This window comes from Parasaccharibacter apium, assembly GCF_002917995.1.
Taxonomy (GTDB): Bacteria; Pseudomonadota; Alphaproteobacteria; order Acetobacterales; family Acetobacteraceae; genus Bombella; species Bombella apis.
In genome coordinates this window covers 20,618-36,813 of record NZ_LMYH01000011.1, presented here as the reverse complement: position 1 = coordinate 36,813, position 16,196 = coordinate 20,618, and the positions used below count along the sequence as shown (strand labels likewise).

The 16,196-nt window shown below is 58.2% G+C and carries 16 protein-coding genes; 7 read left to right on the top strand and 9 right to left on the bottom strand.

The annotated features are described in order from the left end of the window. Positions 1 to 37 precede the first annotated feature (37 nt). From ASO19_RS04570 to ASO19_RS09240, 5 genes are all read left to right on the top strand, one after another. On the top strand, positions 38 to 1,501 hold the full coding sequence (locus ASO19_RS04570; RefSeq protein WP_086431021.1) for an APC family permease: 1,464 nt from the start codon (positions 38 to 40) through the stop codon (positions 1,499 to 1,501). Between the two features lie 101 nt (positions 1,502 to 1,602). Then, positions 1,603 to 3,045 carry an APC family permease gene (locus ASO19_RS04565; RefSeq protein WP_103765499.1) on the top strand — a complete coding sequence of 481 codons (1,443 nt, stop codon included), beginning with the start codon at positions 1,603 to 1,605 and terminating at the stop codon, positions 3,043 to 3,045. 51 nt (positions 3,046 to 3,096) lie between these two features. Continuing rightward, positions 3,097 to 4,542, top strand: a complete 1,446-nt coding sequence (locus tag ASO19_RS04560; protein WP_043560307.1) for an amino acid permease — start codon at positions 3,097 to 3,099, stop codon at positions 4,540 to 4,542. Positions 4,543 to 4,636: 94 nt separating this feature from the next. Continuing rightward, the gene (hemB, locus tag ASO19_RS04555) at positions 4,637 to 5,632 is read left to right on the top strand and encodes a porphobilinogen synthase (RefSeq protein ID WP_103765498.1); all 996 of its coding nucleotides are present in this window, start codon (positions 4,637 to 4,639) and stop codon (positions 5,630 to 5,632) included. Beyond that, on the top strand, positions 5,526 to 6,023 hold the full coding sequence (locus tag ASO19_RS09240) for a YraN family protein (RefSeq protein ID WP_258036079.1): 498 nt from the start codon (positions 5,526 to 5,528) through the stop codon (positions 6,021 to 6,023). Before hemB ends, ASO19_RS09240 begins: the two co-directional genes overlap by 107 nt. A gap of 85 nt (positions 6,024 to 6,108) precedes the next feature. On the opposite strand, the gene ASO19_RS04545 is transcribed toward ASO19_RS09240, so the two are convergent. The 9 genes from ASO19_RS04545 to purB form a co-directional block, all read right to left on the bottom strand. Continuing rightward, entirely contained in the window at positions 6,109 to 6,426 is a 318-nt protein-coding gene (locus ASO19_RS04545; RefSeq protein WP_103765496.1) for a hypothetical protein, read from the bottom strand. Between the two features lie 152 nt (positions 6,427 to 6,578). Continuing rightward, positions 6,579 to 6,914, bottom strand: a complete 336-nt coding sequence (gene grxD, locus ASO19_RS04540) for a Grx4 family monothiol glutaredoxin (RefSeq protein WP_043560315.1) — start codon at positions 6,912 to 6,914, stop codon at positions 6,579 to 6,581. A gap of 18 nt (positions 6,915 to 6,932) precedes the next feature. Beyond that, entirely contained in the window at positions 6,933 to 7,160 is a 228-nt protein-coding gene (locus tag ASO19_RS04535) for a BolA/IbaG family iron-sulfur metabolism protein (protein WP_081563465.1), read from the bottom strand. A 31-nt stretch (positions 7,161 to 7,191) separates the two neighbouring features. Continuing rightward, positions 7,192 to 9,435: a phosphoribosylformylglycinamidine synthase subunit PurL gene (purL, locus tag ASO19_RS04530; protein ID WP_081563104.1), complete on the bottom strand. Its 2,244-nt coding sequence runs from the start codon at positions 9,433 to 9,435 to the stop codon at positions 7,192 to 7,194. Continuing rightward, positions 9,435 to 10,133 (bottom strand): phosphoribosylformylglycinamidine synthase subunit PurQ, encoded by a 699-nt coding sequence (gene purQ / locus ASO19_RS04525; RefSeq protein WP_043560318.1) that lies wholly within the window; start codon positions 10,131 to 10,133, stop codon positions 9,435 to 9,437. The genes purL and purQ overlap by 1 nt, the downstream gene beginning before the upstream one ends. 17 nt (positions 10,134 to 10,150) lie before the next feature. Continuing rightward, a complete protein-coding gene (locus ASO19_RS04520) occupies positions 10,151 to 10,903 on the bottom strand; it encodes a Rap1a/Tai family immunity protein (protein ID WP_052349075.1) in 753 nt (250 codons plus the stop codon). After that, positions 10,900 to 11,142: a phosphoribosylformylglycinamidine synthase subunit PurS gene (purS, locus tag ASO19_RS04515; RefSeq protein ID WP_103765495.1), complete on the bottom strand. Its 243-nt coding sequence runs from the start codon at positions 11,140 to 11,142 to the stop codon at positions 10,900 to 10,902. Before purS ends, ASO19_RS04520 begins: the two co-directional genes overlap by 4 nt. Further along, positions 11,142 to 11,903, bottom strand: a complete 762-nt coding sequence (purC, locus tag ASO19_RS04510) for a phosphoribosylaminoimidazolesuccinocarboxamide synthase (RefSeq protein ID WP_043560324.1) — start codon at positions 11,901 to 11,903, stop codon at positions 11,142 to 11,144. Before purC ends, purS begins: the two co-directional genes overlap by 1 nt. 107 nt (positions 11,904 to 12,010) lie before the next feature. After that, positions 12,011 to 13,342, bottom strand: a complete 1,332-nt coding sequence (gene purB, locus ASO19_RS04505) for an adenylosuccinate lyase (protein ID WP_103765494.1) — start codon at positions 13,340 to 13,342, stop codon at positions 12,011 to 12,013. A gap of 223 nt (positions 13,343 to 13,565) precedes the next feature. Here purB and ASO19_RS04500 point away from each other — a divergent pair, with 223 nt between their 5' ends. Beyond that, a complete protein-coding gene (locus tag ASO19_RS04500) occupies positions 13,566 to 14,204 on the top strand; it encodes a TerC family protein (RefSeq protein WP_181005197.1) in 639 nt (212 codons plus the stop codon). Positions 14,205 to 14,271: 67 nt separating this feature from the next. After that, complete coding sequence (locus ASO19_RS04495) at positions 14,272 to 16,143, top strand: lytic transglycosylase domain-containing protein (RefSeq protein ID WP_181005605.1); 1,872 nt, start codon at positions 14,272 to 14,274, stop codon at positions 16,141 to 16,143. Positions 16,144 to 16,196: the final 53 nt, after the last annotated feature.

Here is a 16,196-nt window from a genome sequence, read left to right as displayed (position 1 = left end):
AGGTTAATTACGTTTAAAAAATGCGAGAGACCCACCAATGACCTTGCCCTTCTGGCAGACCAAACAAGTCCCCCCTCCAGAAAGTCAGAACAGTGGACTGAAAAGGGTGTTCGGCCCCTGGCGTCTCATCGCCATGGGTGTTGGCGTCACCGTTGGCACGGGTCTCTTTTCCCTTACAGGCGTTGCTGCCGGACAGAATGCCGGCCCGGCAGTCATCATCTCTTTCCTCATCGCCGCCATCGCCGCCAGCTTCGCTGGGCTCTGCTATGCCGAGCTGGCCGGGATGCTGCCCTCCGGCGGGTCCGCCTATGCCTACGCCTACGCCGGACTGGGTGAAATTGTCGCCTGGATCATCGGCTGGGACCTGATTCTGGAATATACGGTCGGGGCGGCGGCCGTCGCCTCCAGTGCTTCGGGCTACATCGCCTCCCTGCTGAAGGGATGGAACATCATCATTGACCCGAGACTGCTTGCACCACCAATGACGGATGTCGTCATGCCGGATGGTCACACCGCCCATGCGTGGTGCAACGCACCGGGAATGTTGCTTCTCTTCATCATCACCCTGATGCTGATGCGGGGCACAAACTTCTCCGTCCGTCTCAACTCGCTGGTCGTGCTGGTAAAGATTCTCGTCATCGTCGGCCTGATCATCGTCTGCACGCCTTTTGTCGATACCAGCAATTTCCACCCCTTCATCCCGGCCAATACGGGGAAATTCGGAGAATTCGGGATCAGCGGCATCATGCGGGCTGCTGGCATGGCCTTTTTTGCCTATGTGGGCATCGACATCGTGTCCACCGCCGCACAGGACACGAAGAACCCCCAGCGCAACATGCCGATCGGCATTCTGGGGAGCCTGCTGACCTGTGCTGTCATCTATGTCGTTTTCTCCACCATCCTTCTTGGTGTGGTGGACTATCGTGCCCTCGCCCATGACCCCAGCCCCGTTGCCACGGCCATGGACAAGATTCATATGCCATGGATGGCCGTGCTGGTGAAAATCGGCATCACCTTCGGTTTCATCTCCGTGCTGTTCGGCCTGCTCATCGGGCAGAGCCGGATTGCCATGAACATGGCCGATGACGGCCTTCTGCCCCCCTTCCTTGCCAGACTGCACAAAGGCACCAGCACGCCCTGGACGGCCCATATCATCACTGCGGCAACGGCCGCCGTGCTGACGGGCTGCGTCCCCATCGCCACGTTGGGGGAGATGACCTCCATCGGCACCCTGCTCGCCTTCGTCATCGTCTGTGCCGGCGTGACGGCCCTGCGCTTCCGGGCACCGGAGGCACCACGCAGCTTCCAGGTGCCGGGCGGGCCGTTCGCCGTGCCTCTGCTGGGGATCATTTCCTGCGGGATCGTCATGGGATCCATGAGCCCGCTCACATGGATGCGTCTGATCCTCTGGCTGGCAGTCGGCTTCTGCGTCTATTTCGCTTATGGCATCAGGAAAAGTAGACTACGCAATAATTCTACAAAACAGGGTGGAAATTTATAATATTCTTCCATAGAAGAGAGATCACCCTGGATGCGGTTCCCCGCAAAGGATACCGCATCCGGGGCAGACCAGAAACGACCGGACATGAGATCTTCTTCCCCATGATGTCATCCCTGTGGCGCAAAAAGGCCATCACCTCTTCCACTCCTCCATCCACCGGACTGAAGCGCATCTTCGGGACGTGGCAGCTCATCGCCATTGGAGTGGGTGTAACCATAGGGGCCGGTCTTTTTTCCCTCACAGGTGTGGCAGCAGGACTTTATGCCGGCCCGGCCATTCCGCTCGCCTTCCTCATCGCTGCGGTTGCCGCCAGCTTTGCCGGTCTCTGCTATGCCGAACTGGCAGGCATGATCCCCTCTGGCGGATCGGCCTACTCCTACGCCTATGCCGCCCTCGGTGAATTCGTTGCCTGGGTCATCGGGTGGGACCTGATCCTTGAATATACCGTCAGCACGGCGGCCGTCGCCTCCAGCTGGTCCGGCTACATGACCTCCTTCCTCCGGGATTGGGGCATTGTCATCGATCCACGGCTCCTGAACCCGCCCATGACGCTGGTTGAACTGCCCGACGGCCACAAGGCCCATGCGTGGTTCAATGCTCCCTGCCTGTTCATCCTCTGGCTGGTCACCATCATGCTGACACGGGGCATGAAAGAATCCTCCTGGATGAATGCGCTCATCGTAGGCATCAAAATCTGCGTGCTGGTCGGCCTGACCATTGCCTGCATCCCCTATGTCCAACTGGCACATTTTCATCCCTTCATCCCCCCCAACGGAGGACATTATGGGGATTTTGGCTTCAGTGGTGTCATGCGGGCAGCCGGGATGGCCTTTCTCGCCTATATCGGGTTCGACATCGTCTCCACGGCGGCGCAGGACACAAAGAACCCCCAGCGTTCCATGCCCTTCGCCATCCTGGGCAGCCAGATCATCTGTGCAACCGTCTATGTCATCGTATCGGCCGTGCTGGTTGGCGTGGTGGACTACCACCACTTCGCCCATGACCCCAGCCCCGTGGCTACCGTCATGGATGTCGTCAACATCCCGTGGCTCAGCCTGCTCATCAAAGGCGGCATCTGTCTGGGCTATGTGTCTGTCGTCTATGGCCTGCTGATGGGCCAGAGCCGCATCCTGATGAGCATGTCCCAGGATGGCCTGCTGCCCACCTTCTTCCGCCGGATGCACCCGAAAAGCCATACGCCGGTGCCCAGCCACATGCTCAGCTTCCTTGTCAGTGGCGTACTGGCCTGCTGCCTGCCCATCAATGTGCTGGCCAACATGGCATCCATCGGAACCCTGACAGCCTTCGTGATTGTCTGCGCAGGTGTCATCGCCCTGCGTTTCACATCTCCCGATGCGCCCCGCACCTTTCGCCTGCCCGGAGGACCGCTTCTGATCCCCTGCTTGGGCATCATCTCCTGCGGCAGTGTCATGCTCTCCATGAGCCTGATCACATGGATGCGTCTAATTATCTGGTTGGTCATTGGTGCTGTCATCTATTTCGCTTATAGCATACGGCACAGTCATCTCAGGACGAACGGCTGAACGGCCGTCCTCCTGTTCTGGACGATACCGAAACATCGTGGAGCAAAGTACATGAGACGGCCTTTCTGGCGTACCAAACCAATATCCCAGGCGGCAGCCCCCGAAACAGGGCTACATCGTGTACTGGGGCCGTGGCAGCTGATTGCCCTGGGTGTTGGTGTCACTGTCGGTGCTGGCCTGTTCTCCATGACGGGCGTGGCCGCAGGGCAGTATGCCGGCCCTGCCGTGACGCTTTCCTTCATGATCGCCGCCATCGCCTGCGCTTTTGCCGGTCTCTGCTATGCCGAACTCGCCGGAATGATTCCCGAGGCCGGGTCCGCCTACACCTACGCCTATACCTCCATGGGGGAAGGTATCGCCTGGATCATCGGCTGGGATCTTATCCTGGAATATACAGTAAACGCTTCCACGGTAGCAGCCAGCTGGTCAGGCTATTTTGCCAGCCTGATGCATGAAATCGGCATTTCGCTGGATCCCCGCCTGCTGGCCCCTACCGGTGCCTCCATCATGACGTCGGACGGGCAGTTCGTCCGCGCCTGGTTCAATGCTCCTGCCGTCTTCATCATCTGCGCCGTCACCTGCCTGCTGATGTGTGGCACCAGGGGCTCCAGCAAGATCAACATGGCCATCGTGGCTCTCAAGCTGCTGATTATCGGAAGCGTGACGGTCATCTGCCTGCCACACATCAGCGCTGCCAACCTGCACCCTTTCATTCCGGCCAATACAGGGCAGTTCGGACAGTTCGGCGCAAGTGGCGTGATGCGGGCTGCGGGGCTCATTTTCTTCGCCTATATCGGTTTTGATATTGTCTCCACAGCGGCGCAGGACAGCCACAACCCCCAGCGCAACATCCCCCTGAGCGTATTGGGCAGCCTGGTGCTGGCCGCCGTCATCTACGCCATTTTTTCCTTTGTGATTGTCGGTGTCGTCAATTACCGGGCCATGCTGCATGACCCCAACCCGGTCGCCACGGTCCTGCACAGCCTGCATATCCCCTGGTTCTCTGCCCTGATAACCTTCGGCATAGCCTTGGGGTATATCTCCGTCATCTATGGGCTGCTCATGGGCCAAAGCCGCATCTGTCTCTCCATGGCCAGAGACGGCCTTCTGCCCTCCCTCTTCGAAACCCTGAACAGACGCAGCCGGACACCGTGGTCCTCACATATCATCACAGCCGTGGTGGCGAGCATTCTGGCAGCCTGCCTGCCCATCGACATCCTTGGCAAGATGACCTCCATCGGGACACTGCTCGCCTTCATCATTGTCTGTTTCGGTGTAATGGTCCTGCGCCTCCGTCAACCGAAGGCAGTGCGTCGCTTCAAGACACCGGGGGGGCCATTCCTCGTCCCCATCCTCGGTATCCTGTCCTGCGGAACCGTCATGCTTTCCATGGACATCATGACATGGATCAGGCTGGCTCTCTGGCTCCTGGTCGGCCTTGGAATCTACGCCGTTTATGGTCTGCACCGCAGCCGCCTCAAACATACACACCACTGAAAGCCACCATCTCCTCCATGAAGCCACCCTCCTGCGAGGGTGGCTTTTTTTAAGGGGTCTGGTCATACGGGATTTCAACAGGCATCATGCCTGCATGATGATACATTCTTTTCCCCACACCCGCCTGCGTCGCAATCGTCACGACGACGCCACACGCCGCCTTGTCAGCGAAACACACCTGCATGTCGATAATCTGATCTGGCCAATTTTTGTCTGTGAGGGCGAAAAACAGCGTCAGAAAGTACAGGCCATGCCGGGCGTGGAACGTGTGAGTCTCGATCTGCTAGCGGAGCATGTCCGCCCCGCTGTCGAGCTGGGCATACCAGCTGTCGCTCTCTTCCCCGTCACGCCCATGGAAAAACGTGACGAGATGGGAACGGAAGCCCTGAACCCCAGCAACCTGATATGCCGTGCTGCCCGGATACTGAAAGCCGCCTATCCCGGGCTTGCTCTCGTCGGGGATGTGGCTCTGGACCCCTACACCTCCCACGGGCATGATGGCCTAGTACGGGATGGACAGATTCTGAATGATGAGTCCGTCGAGGTTCTTCGCAAACAGGCCCTCAACCAGGCAGAGGCCGGCATCGACATCATTGCTCCCTCCGACATGATGGATGGGCGCATCCGGGCCATCCGCTCCACGCTGGATGAAAATGGGTACCAGACAACCCGCATCATGGCCTATGCAGCCAAGTATGCATCTGCATTCTACGGTCCGTTCCGCAACGCTCTAGGCTCCGATGCCCTGCTCGGCGGAGACAAGAAAAGCTACCAGATGGACCCCGCCAATAGTGATGAAGCCCTGCGCGAAGTTGCCATGGACCTTGCAGAAGGGGCCGACATGATCATGGTCAAACCAGGGATGCCTTATCTGGACATCATCCGCCGGGTGCGTGACAGTTTTGCCGCACCGACATTCGCCTACCAGGTCTCCGGTGAATATTCCATGATCATGGCCGCCATTGAGAATGGCTGGCTGGACCGTGAGAAGACCATTCTGGAAAGTCTCATGGCCTTCCGTCGTGCCGGCTGCCACGGCATCCTCACCTATTTTGCTGTCGAAGCAGCCCGTCTGCTGCGTGCCCGCTAAACCATCTTCTCTCACCCCGCCTCCTCACCGCAGGAAGCGGGGTAGCTTGGCCTATCAGGCAGGTAAACAGGCTGAAGATGCTGCTGCAGAATTTCTGGCCAGACAAGGGTATACCCCCTTGGCAAGAAGGCTACGAACTCCCTGCGGAGAAATCGACCTCCTTGTCGCCAATGATGAGTGGCTTCTTGCCATTGAGGTCAAACAACGCACAACCCTGAGCGAAGCCCGGTACGCTCTTTCGCCCCAACAGAGCCAACGCCTGCTCCGGGCTTTTTCCTTCATTCTCGAGACAAGACCAGACTGGCAGCGTCCCAATACCCGGCTGGATGTGCTGGTCATCGATAAGACGGGACGCATTGAACAGATAGAGGATGCCCTCCGTCTATACTGACCACTTCATCCGAACAAAAAGAAACCCCACAAAGGCCAATTCAGCCTGCGGGGTTTCCCATTTTCATGCTCACAGGGAGACAGGCTCACCCGCGGCGATGATGCGTATTCCGCTGATGCCTGCTGACAACATGGCCATGGAAAGCCACGGTCCGGACAGCAACAGCCCGATGATAATGTGAAGCGGCCAGACGGGTCGGCACAGCGCCACGTGTATGGAACGCTGCCCGACGGGCAACCGTCACATGATGAAAGGCCGATGGCGGGGCGATGAGCGCACTGAATGTCAGCTTGCTCGCCTCATGCTCTGTCAGGATACGATCTGCATGGGCAGAAGGAGCAGACGCCAGCCCCACAAACCCCAGAAGCCCAAAAAGAACCCCTCCCTTAAGGGATTTCACCATGTCATCAACCCTCCACCTTTACCCCAAGCCGCTACAACAGGGATGGACCTCATTCTACAAATAATGGGTAACTCTAATCACAACAGGATGAAGAAAGCAACGTTGGAAGCCTACGCTGACCTTTATTTAATGAGGACCATCCTGCTCTGAAATCAGTCCCCGTTTTTCAGCAGGCCCTTCTCTGCCAGAAGGCTCTCCAGCTCACCGCTCTGGTACATGTCCGTCACGATGTCACACCCGCCAATAAACTCACCCTTCACATAAAGCTGTGGAATTGTCGGCCACTGGGAAAAATCCTTGATACCCTGACGCATCTCCGGGCTTTCCAGCACATTCTCCGTTTCAAAATCCACACCCACATGGGTAAGAATCTGCACGACACGAGCAGAAAACCCACATTGCGGAAACTGCTTGTCGCCCTTCATGAAGAGCATGACGGGATTCTTGTCCACTAGGGACTGGATGGTCTGAAAAACAGCCTCATTCATTTGATCATGTCCTCTCGATCAACCAGGAATACGTGTCTTGACGGCCAGAGCATGAAGCTCTGTTCCGACACGGTCCCCGAAAGCTTCATAAACCAGCTTGTGCTGCTTTACCCGTGGCACACCACGAAATGCCTCGCTGACGACCTCACAGGCAAAATGGTCGCCATCACCTGCGAGGTCTTCAACCACAATCTCGGCATCAGGAAAAGCTGCCCGGAGGGTCTTCTCTATCTCTTCTGCTGTCATCATGGTCGAAGCCTCCTTACTCTTCGTTTCCTCAGGATATTTCATCCAGATGCACGACCGGAGCATCCTCCTCTTTCTGCCCCATGAAACGGGGGAAGAAAGAGGCATGCTGCTTACGGAGATGTTCAACCGATACCGTCATGACGCCATCAAGCTTCAACACATCACCGCCGATACGGCCCAAGCGGGATACCGGTACACCAGCCGCCTGTGCAGCCTCCAGCACTGCATCAGCCTGCTTCGTGGCCAATACATACCGGGCCTGATCCTCAGCAAACCAGTAGACATGCTCTGCCAGTCCGGCCGGTCCTTTTTCAAGGATGCATCCCCTGTCACCTGCCATGGCCATCTCAGCCAAAGCAACGATCAGGCCGCCGTCTGACACATCATGACAGGCTTCGACAAGACCTTTCTGGATCTGCTCACGCACGAAGTCGCCATTGCGCCGCTCTGCCGTAAAATCAACAGCCGGCGGGGCTCCTTCCTCACGACCCAGGATTTCCTTCAGCCAGATGGACTGACCCAGCTCCCCCCTAGTCTCACCAACCAGAAGAAGCTCACCGTCCTGCGGCATGGCCAGACCAACGGCCTTCCGGACATCATCCAGAACACCGACACCACCAATCACAGGAGCTGGCTGAATGGCCGTCACCGAACCATCATCACCACGGGTCTCATTATACAGGGAGACATTGCCGCTGACGACCGGGAAGTCCAGAGCACGCCCCGCATCGCCAATCCCTTTCACAGCCTCGACGAACTGCGCCATGATACGTGGATTTTCCGGGCTGGCAAAATTGAGATTGTCCGTCATGGCCAATGGTGTGGCACCTGTGGCTGTCAGGTTCCGCCACACTTCCAGCACGGCCTGAGCTCCCCCAACATACGGATCAGCTTGACCGTACCGTGGTGTGCAGTCGGTCGTCATGGCGAGAGCACGGTCAGTCCCTTCCACCCGGACGATGGCCGCATCAGCCCCACCGGGACGCTGGACAGTCTGCCCGCCCACGCCGCTGTCATACTGGTTCCATATCCATGCACGGGAGGCCCCATTGGCACCCGCCAGAAGGCGGCAGAGTCCTGCCTCTATTCCACATGGATCAGCAGGCGCCACCAGAGCAGGCTGCCGTTCATACACCACCGTAGGCCGGTCATAGATCGGAGCCTCATCGGCCAGCGGACCGAGAGGAATATCCGCTTCAACCTTTCCATTATGCCGCACGATGATGCGTCCACTGTCAGTCAGCTTTCCGACAATGGCAAAATCCAGTTCCCACTTCTCGAAAATCCGGCGAGCTTCTTCCGTTCTGTCAGGACGCAGCACCATGAGCATGCGTTCCTGACTCTCGGAAAGCATCATCTCATAGGCATGCATGTTGGGCTCACGCTGCGGGACATGATCCAGCTCCAGATCAATCCCGACACCACCCTTGCTGGCCATTTCCACGGCAGATGAAGTCAGGCCCGCTGCCCCCATGTCCTGAATGGAAATCACCGCATCGGTGGCCATCAGCTCCAGACACGCCTCCAGCAGAAGTTTCTCGGTGAAGGGATCCCCCACCTGCACGGTCGGACGTTTGGAGCTTGATTCGGAATCAAACTCCGCTGAAGACATGGTGGCACCATGAATCCCGTCACGCCCCGTCTTGGAGCCGACATAAACAACCGGATTACCTACACCTGCCGCAGCTGAGAGGAAGATACGGTCCTGCCGGGCAATCCCGACCGTCATCGCATTGACCAGCGGATTGCAGTTATAGGAAGAATGGAAGTTCACCTCACCGCCAACGGTCGGTACCCCCATGCAGTTGCCATAGCCACCAATACCGCGCACGACACCATCCACCACACGCTTGGTATCCTTGTGGGAGGCATCACCAAAGCGCAGGGCATTCAGGTTGGCTATGGGGCGGGCACCCATGGTGAACACATCACGCAGGATACCACCAACACCCGTTGCGGCTCCCTGATAGGGTTCAATGAATGACGGATGATTGTGACTTTCCATCTTGAAGACGGCGGCCAAGCCTTCTCCAATATCAATCACACCGGCATTCTCACCCGGACCGTGGATGACCCATGGAGCCTTGGTGGGCAATGTCTTGAGGTGAAGACGGGATGACTTGTAGGAACAGTGCTCCGACCACATGACGGAGAAAATGCCAAGCTCTGTCAGGCTCGGCGTCCGTCCCATGATGTTCAGCACCGTCTCATATTCGTCATCTTTCAGGCCGAAAGAGCGTGCAAGCTCGATATCAACAGGTGCTGCTGTCATCAGCCCAGTGCCTCCATGATCCCGTTAAAGAGCGGCAAGCCGTCCGTGCCGCCAAGGATCTCCTCTGTCAGATTTTCAGGGTGCGGCATGAGACCACAGACACGGCGGTTCTCACTCAGCACACCGGCAATGGACCGGGCACTGCCATTCATGTTTACGTGCTCGTCCCCGTCCTTCACCTGCCCCTCTGCGGTGCAGTAACGGAAAGCGACACGGCCTTCTCCCTCCAGACGGTCCAACACGTCTGGCGCAGCCGTGTAGTTGCCGTCCCCATGGGCCATGGGTGCACGGAAAACATCACCATGCTTCCAGCCAGACGTGAAGATGCTGTCACGGCCTTCAACCTTCAGGTGACAGTCCTGCGAGAGGAAGCGCATCCCCGCATTACGCAGGAGCGCCCCCGGCAACATCTGGGCTTCCGTCAGAATCTGGAAACCATTGCAGACACCAAGGACATAACCACCCTTCTCGGCGAACTGGCGCACGGCTTTCATGATCGGTGAATGAGCCCCCATGGCACCGCTGCGGAGATAGTCCCCAAAGCTGAACCCACCGGGGAGGACGATCAGGTCAAACCCTTCGACACTGTCCTGCTGATGCCAGAGCATCTGAGGTGTCCGGCCGGATACCACCCGGAAGGCCTGAGCCATGTCGCGCTCCCGATTGGTGCCCGGAAAAACGACGATACCTGTTTTCATTGACTGTCTACTGTCCTCTACTGAGCCGCTGGTGCCGAGGCGATGGGCCGTATCGTGGAAGAGCACGGATAGTTGTCATGCAGGGCCCGGTAGATACCACGCCCGGCGGGTTCGTTCATGGCATCTTCATGACCAGCATACCACCCGACAACCAAAGCCCGGAGCTGGGCTCCCCGGATTTCCTTCGGGACACAGAAAGCCACCGGTGTATGGACTCCCTCGACCGTGGAATAATTGCGGGCCCAGACCTCACTGTCCATCGTTCCGGCCAGATAGCCGTCACAGGCGAGCAGGCCACTCTCATGCGTGCACATGGAGACGAGGCCACGTCCCGGCAGAGAAGAAATATTCTGCGCTTCAGCCCTCTGTTCAACATACATGCCGGCCATGCCCGTAGGGCAGGCATAGTTGGCATGAAGGGCCTGATAGACGGCCCGTCCGGCAGGCTGGGCGGCCACGCCATCATGACCAGCCAACCAGCCGACAACAAGCGACCGGACCTGAATACCCTTGATCCCCGCAGGCAGACAGAAAGCCGTCGCAGGGCGTGCCCCGACCAGAGCCCCAAAACTCTGCGACCAGGCAGCACCATCGACCACACCGGCCAGATAGGACCCGCAGGCAGCCCGCTTGGACTCTTTCTGGCAGAACTTTTCCAGCTCAGCGCCTGAAAGAGATGAAATACGCTGAGCGTGAGCCGCAGTCCCCAAGAACACGCATGCCATGCTGAAAAACAGGGCAAGCCCTGTCTGCCGAACAGACTTTTTCATCCAACCACCTCTACCCGAAAATCCTCAATCACCTCATTGGCCAGAAGAGCACGAGCCATTTCAGCTCCCTTCTCCTTGGCCGCCTCTGCACTGTCAGTCTTCACGCACAGATCCACCACACGGCTGATCCGCACATCAGATGCCTCCTCGAACCCGAGAGAATGCAACGCATGCTCTACTGCCTTGCCCTGCGGATCCAGCACACCGTCCTTCAGAGAAACAAACACCCTAACCTTCATCACACACTCTCCGCAGCTACGCTTTCAGCCTGGCCATGTTCCGGAAGGATACCCAGACGACGTGCCACTTCCTGATAGGCCTCACCGACGCCACCCATGTCCCGACGGAACCTGTCCTTGTCCATCTTCTCCTGTGTCCGGCTGTCCCACAGACGACAATTGTCTGGTGAAATCTCGTCAGCCAGGACTATCCTCATCTCGTCCCCCTGCCAGAGACGACCGAACTCCAGCTTGAAATCAATCAACGTGATCCCGACACCCGTAAACAGGCCGCACAGGAAGTCGTTCACCCGCAGGGCGAGGCTCTGGATTTCCTCAAGCTCCTGCGGATGCGCCCAGCCGAATGTGGCAATATGCTCTTCGGAAACCAGCGGGTCATTCAGCGCATCATTCTTGTAATAATATTCCACAAGGGTCCGGGACAGACGCTCACCTTCAGGCAGGGCAAAACGCTTGGAAAGGGACCCCGCCACAACATTGCGGACCACGACCTCCAGCGGAATGATCTCCACCTCCCGCACCAGCTGTTCGCGCATGTTCAGGCTGCGGATGAAGTGGGTGGGAATGCCCAGCTCCCCCAGACGCTGCATCAGATATTCGCTGATCCGGTTATTGAGAACACCCTTGCCCGTAATGACGCCACTCTTGGCCCCATTGCCTGCCGTTGCATCATCCTTGAAGTACTGGACGACCGTTCCCGGCTCCGGCCCTTCAAAAATGATCTTGGCTTTTCCCTCATAAATCTGACGACGGCGAGCCATGTCATTCAATCCTTAATCGATGCACCTACAGGTCGTCCGGGCAGCCTAGCACAGCTGGACGCCCTTAGACGAGCCTGAGATCAGGCCGGCAGCTCCGGCCCTGCTGTTCAGCCAAAAACGCGGGCAAATATCTGGTCCACTGCACGGAGATGCCGTGCGGGATCCAGAGCATCATCAAGCACGGCCTTCTCGACCCGTCCGGCCACCTCGGGATCAGCCTCCAGATTTTCGCGGAATGTCCGGCCTTCTGGCGTACCGAGCTTCGTCCATGTTGCCATGGCGGCACGCTGGACGATCCGGTAGGCATCCTCCCGGGAAATGCCAGCACGGGCCAGAACCAGCAGCACCTCGCCAGAATGGACCACGCCACCAAGGCTTTCCACATTGGCAAGCATCTGGTCTGGATAGATCACCAGTTTCTCCATCATCCCGGACAGGCGGGCCAGGGCGAAGTCCAGCGTGACCGTCCCATCCGGGCAGATGTTCCGCTCCACAGAGGAATGGCTGATGTCACGCTCGTGCCACAGGGCCACATTCTCCAGCGCCGGAGTGACATAAGAGCGGATGAGGCGGGCCAGGCCCGTCAGGTTTTCGGACAGGACCGGGTTCCGCTTGTGGGGCATGGCCGAGCTGCCCTTCTGCCCGGCATGGAAGAATTCTTCTGCCTCACGCACCTCAGAGCGCTGGAGATGCCGTACTTCCGTTGCCAGACGCTCGATCCCGCTGGCGATCACGCCCAGAGCGCAGAAAAAGGCCGCATGACGGTCACGGGGGATCACCTGCGTGGAGACAGCCTCCGCCTTCAGCCCCAGATGACTGGCCACATATTCTTCCACCTCGGGAGAGATATGGGCATAGGTACCCACCGCACCGGAAATGGCACAGACGGCGATTTCCTCACGGGCCACCTCAAGACGGCGACGGTTGCGGACAAACTCGGCATAATGCCCGGCCAGCTTCTGACCGAAGCTCATCGGTTCAGCATGGATGCCGTGACTGCGCCCGATGGTGACGGTATGTTTGTGCTCATGGGCACGCTTCTTCAGTGCAGCCAGAAGGATGTCCATGTCCTCCAGGAGAATATCGGCTGCCTGCGTCAGCTGCACGGCCAAACAGGTATCCAGGACATCAGAAGATGTCATGCCCATGTGGACAAAACGGCTCTCCGGTCCGACCTTTTCTGCCAGCCATGTCAGGAAGGCGATGACGTCATGGCGGGTTTCGGCTTCAATCTCATCAATCCGGGCCACATCAGCATCGGAGAATGCCGCCATGGCCTCATCACCCTTCGTGCGGATGATCCTGGCAGCTTCTTCCGGAATCTCCCCTCTCTTGGCAAGCGCCTCACAGGCCAGAGCCTCAATCTCGAACCAGATGCGGTAACGGTTGACCGGTGACCAGATGGCCGTCATCCGAGGACGCGAATAGCGGGGAACCATGACGTAACTCCTGCAGAAAAAGCAATCCAGCCCTGCTTACCCCAAACAGTACCCTCTTGCCAGAGCCGACAGCGAAAAGAGACCGGCTTTTACAGGAAGGAAAGCAGAACCGTCTTTATCAATCTTCTCCGGAGAAATCATTTTACTGCATCAGAAAACATTTCTGGCTATAATGGAGGGCCGACAAAGGCAGGCCGGACACTGCAAATACGATCGTGTGATCATGTCTCTTTTCCATTTCATCGTGATGGTCTGTCTGACCATCCTCCTGAATCTGGCCCTCAGCGGCTATAACGTGATCATCCTCAAGAAGATCATAGACAGCATCAGACCAACCGGAACCGATGAGAATTTCCAGTCCTCCGAGACACAGGCAGAAATACGGCGCTACAGGCGGCAGGCTTTGATCTTCGGCACGGCTCTGGCTGCATTTCTCAGGATCGGGCTGACCCTGATCCTCAGTGATCTCCTCATTTTTTCCTACACGAAACTTGTAGCCAGCGTTCTGCTGTTCTGGACAAGCTGGACACTGTACCGTGCCCTCACGTCCCCCGTCCCGGAAGAGACAAGCAGCCACTCAACCAGCCTGGCCGAGGCCATTCCCAAGATCATCATTGCGGACCTCGCCCTCGGATTGGACAATATTCTCGCCATCGCCTGTGTGTCCATCCATCACCACATCATCCTCATTGTCGGGCTCGTCATTTCCCTCGTGATCATCACGGTCGGCGTCATCCATACGCCCACCCTCCTGTTGCGGATGCGCTGGCTGGGCTGGGTTGGCGTCCTGATCATGCTCGGCCTCAGCCTGCACCTTCTTTACCAAGGCTATCATGATATCCGCTTTCCGAACGTCCATTAAACCGCCAGGCAGACCGGGGCGGACAATCCTCCGATGTGTTCTGGCCCTCGCCTGTTCTGCTCCGGCCGTGACAGCATGGGGCGACACTTCCAGATCACTGGAAGCAGAGCTCGGCCTTTCCCCTTCTGTTCCATCCGCATCGTCCCCATCCCGGCTGGATGAATGGAAAGCGCTGACGGCCCCGGGAGGCACGGCATACCCAGCCCAGCGTTATGCGGCCTTTCTCCGCCAGCAACCCGCCTGGCCGTTGCAGAAACGCATCGAAAGCCGGTATGAACGGGCCATGCTGATGGAAACGTCGGCGCAGGCACGTCAGGCCCTGTGTCCTGCCTTCCCCATCATGCGCAGTGATCTTCTCGCCGCCTGTGCCTCCTTTCTGCCGGACCTCCCAACCCAGGCACGTCGGCTCTGGCGGGAAACAGACATGGGTCCGGCAGAACAGGGGCTTTTCCTTACCCGTTTTTCAGCCCATCTGACAGCCGATGATGAACTGAAACGCTACGAGCGGCTGGAACGCAACGGCCCGGTCACCCTTGCCAGGGAGCAGCTTCAACGAACACCTCCTGCTCTGCGTCCTGTCCTCACAGCACGGCTGGCCAACCGTTTTGCCACGGCTGACGCCGATGCTGCCTTCCAGAATACGGATGCCTCCAGCGATGCCATGCTGGTTTATTATCGACTGAAATATCTGCGCCTTCACGACCGGCTGGATGAAGCCATCCAGCTCTGGCAGCAACCGCTTCCCACAACGTCCGTCGGTGCCCTCTCCCCGCCGACGGTCACACAATGGCAGGACGAGCGTACAAATTTTGTCCGGGCCCTGTTACGCTCCGGCAGACATGATGCCGCACTGACGGGTTTTGCCCTGCTGGACACCATACCTGCCTCCAGCCAGACCGAAGACAGCCACATGATGGCCGGATATATCGCCCTCATGCTGCTGCATGACCCCAACCGGGCTGCACCACATTTCAAGGCTCTGGCAGCAGAAACAGACCTGAACCACCGGGCCGCAGGGCTCTACTGGCAGGCCCGAAGTCTGGAAAGCCAGCACCCGGACCAGGCCGGACCACTCTTCAGGAAAGCAGCAACCCTGCCGACCACCTTTTACGGCCAAATGGCTCTGGCACGATTGACGCACACAGCATTTCTCTCGGCCACCAACCGGGACATGCGTTTCCTCGCACTTCTGAAACAGCAACTGGCTGCTCTGCCCCCCATGCCACCAGCAGGAAAGTCGCCACGACCTGATCTGATGGCGGCAGCAACACGGCTGCAACAGGCTGGTGACAACCAGAATGCTACCCTGTTCCTGACCTATCTTCAGGGCAGGACACAGGATGACCGGGCGGGGCAGCCAGCCATAGCACGCCTTTCAACCAGACTTGGCCTGCCCAAGCCTGCCATCCTCGTGGCCCGACAGCTGGCCCGGCAGGGTATCGCCTTCTATCCGGGAGGCTATCCGTCACCCCGTGTCATGGTCCCCACTTCCCTGCCCCCGAGCCTCATGCCAGCCCTGATCCGCCAGGAAAGCAGCATGGATGAATACGCTGTCAGCCCCCGCCATGCACTTGGCCTCACGCAGCTTCTCCTGCCAACAGCCATCCGGACAGCAAAACGCCATGCTCTACCGTATCAGCTGACATCCCCTGCCGACCTGCTGGACCCCAACATCAACACGACGATCGGCAGCCTTTTCATGGAGGACCTTCAGGCCCAGTTCGGTCAGGTTTTGCCCTACGCACTGGCTGCCTACAATGCCGGGCCTGGCCGCTCCAGGCAGTGGCAGGACGAAATAGGCAGCCCCACGTCTCCAACACGTGAAGATGAAGACAGTCTGCTGCGCTGGATTCTCCTCATCCCCTATAAGGAAACACGGGTTTATATCGAGCACATCATGACAGACATGTCCCTTTATGCACTTCTCCTGACCCATTGATCTTTTAGGGACGAATCATAAAAAAAGCGGCCCCAGACGGGACCGCTTTTCCA

Bases quoted from the DNA above. Each gene is read 5' to 3' on its own strand.
- purL (WP_081563104.1), bottom strand. From the start codon at position 9,435: ATGACAGCAGCACCTGTTGATATCGAGCTTGCACGCTCTTTCGGCCTG.
- ASO19_RS04520 (WP_052349075.1), bottom strand. From the start codon at position 10,903: ATGAAAAAGTCTGTTCGGCAGACAGGGCTTGCCCTGTTTTTCAGCATG.
- ASO19_RS04560 (WP_043560307.1), top strand. From the start codon at position 3,097: ATGAGACGGCCTTTCTGGCGTACCAAACCAATATCCCAGGCGGCAGCC.
- grxD (WP_043560315.1), bottom strand. From the start codon at position 6,914: ATGAATGAGGCTGTTTTTCAGACCATCCAGTCCCTAGTGGACAAGAAT.
- ASO19_RS04535 (WP_081563465.1), bottom strand. From the start codon at position 7,160: ATGACAGCAGAAGAGATAGAGAAGACCCTCCGGGCAGCTTTTCCTGAT.
- ASO19_RS04565 (WP_103765499.1), top strand. From the start codon at position 1,603: ATGATGTCATCCCTGTGGCGCAAAAAGGCCATCACCTCTTCCACTCCT.
- purQ (WP_043560318.1), bottom strand. From the start codon at position 10,133: ATGAAAACAGGTATCGTCGTTTTTCCGGGCACCAATCGGGAGCGCGAC.
- purC (WP_043560324.1), bottom strand. From the start codon at position 11,903: ATGGCTCGCCGTCGTCAGATTTATGAGGGAAAAGCCAAGATCATTTTT.
- ASO19_RS04545 (WP_103765496.1), bottom strand. From the start codon at position 6,426: ATGGTGAAATCCCTTAAGGGAGGGGTTCTTTTTGGGCTTCTGGGGTTT.
- ASO19_RS04500 (WP_181005197.1), top strand. From the start codon at position 13,566: ATGTCTCTTTTCCATTTCATCGTGATGGTCTGTCTGACCATCCTCCTG.
- ASO19_RS04570 (WP_086431021.1), top strand. From the start codon at position 38: ATGACCTTGCCCTTCTGGCAGACCAAACAAGTCCCCCCTCCAGAAAGT.
- hemB (WP_103765498.1), top strand. From the start codon at position 4,637: ATGATGATACATTCTTTTCCCCACACCCGCCTGCGTCGCAATCGTCAC.
- purS (WP_103765495.1), bottom strand. From the start codon at position 11,142: ATGAAGGTTAGGGTGTTTGTTTCTCTGAAGGACGGTGTGCTGGATCCG.
- purB (WP_103765494.1), bottom strand. From the start codon at position 13,342: ATGGTTCCCCGCTATTCGCGTCCTCGGATGACGGCCATCTGGTCACCG.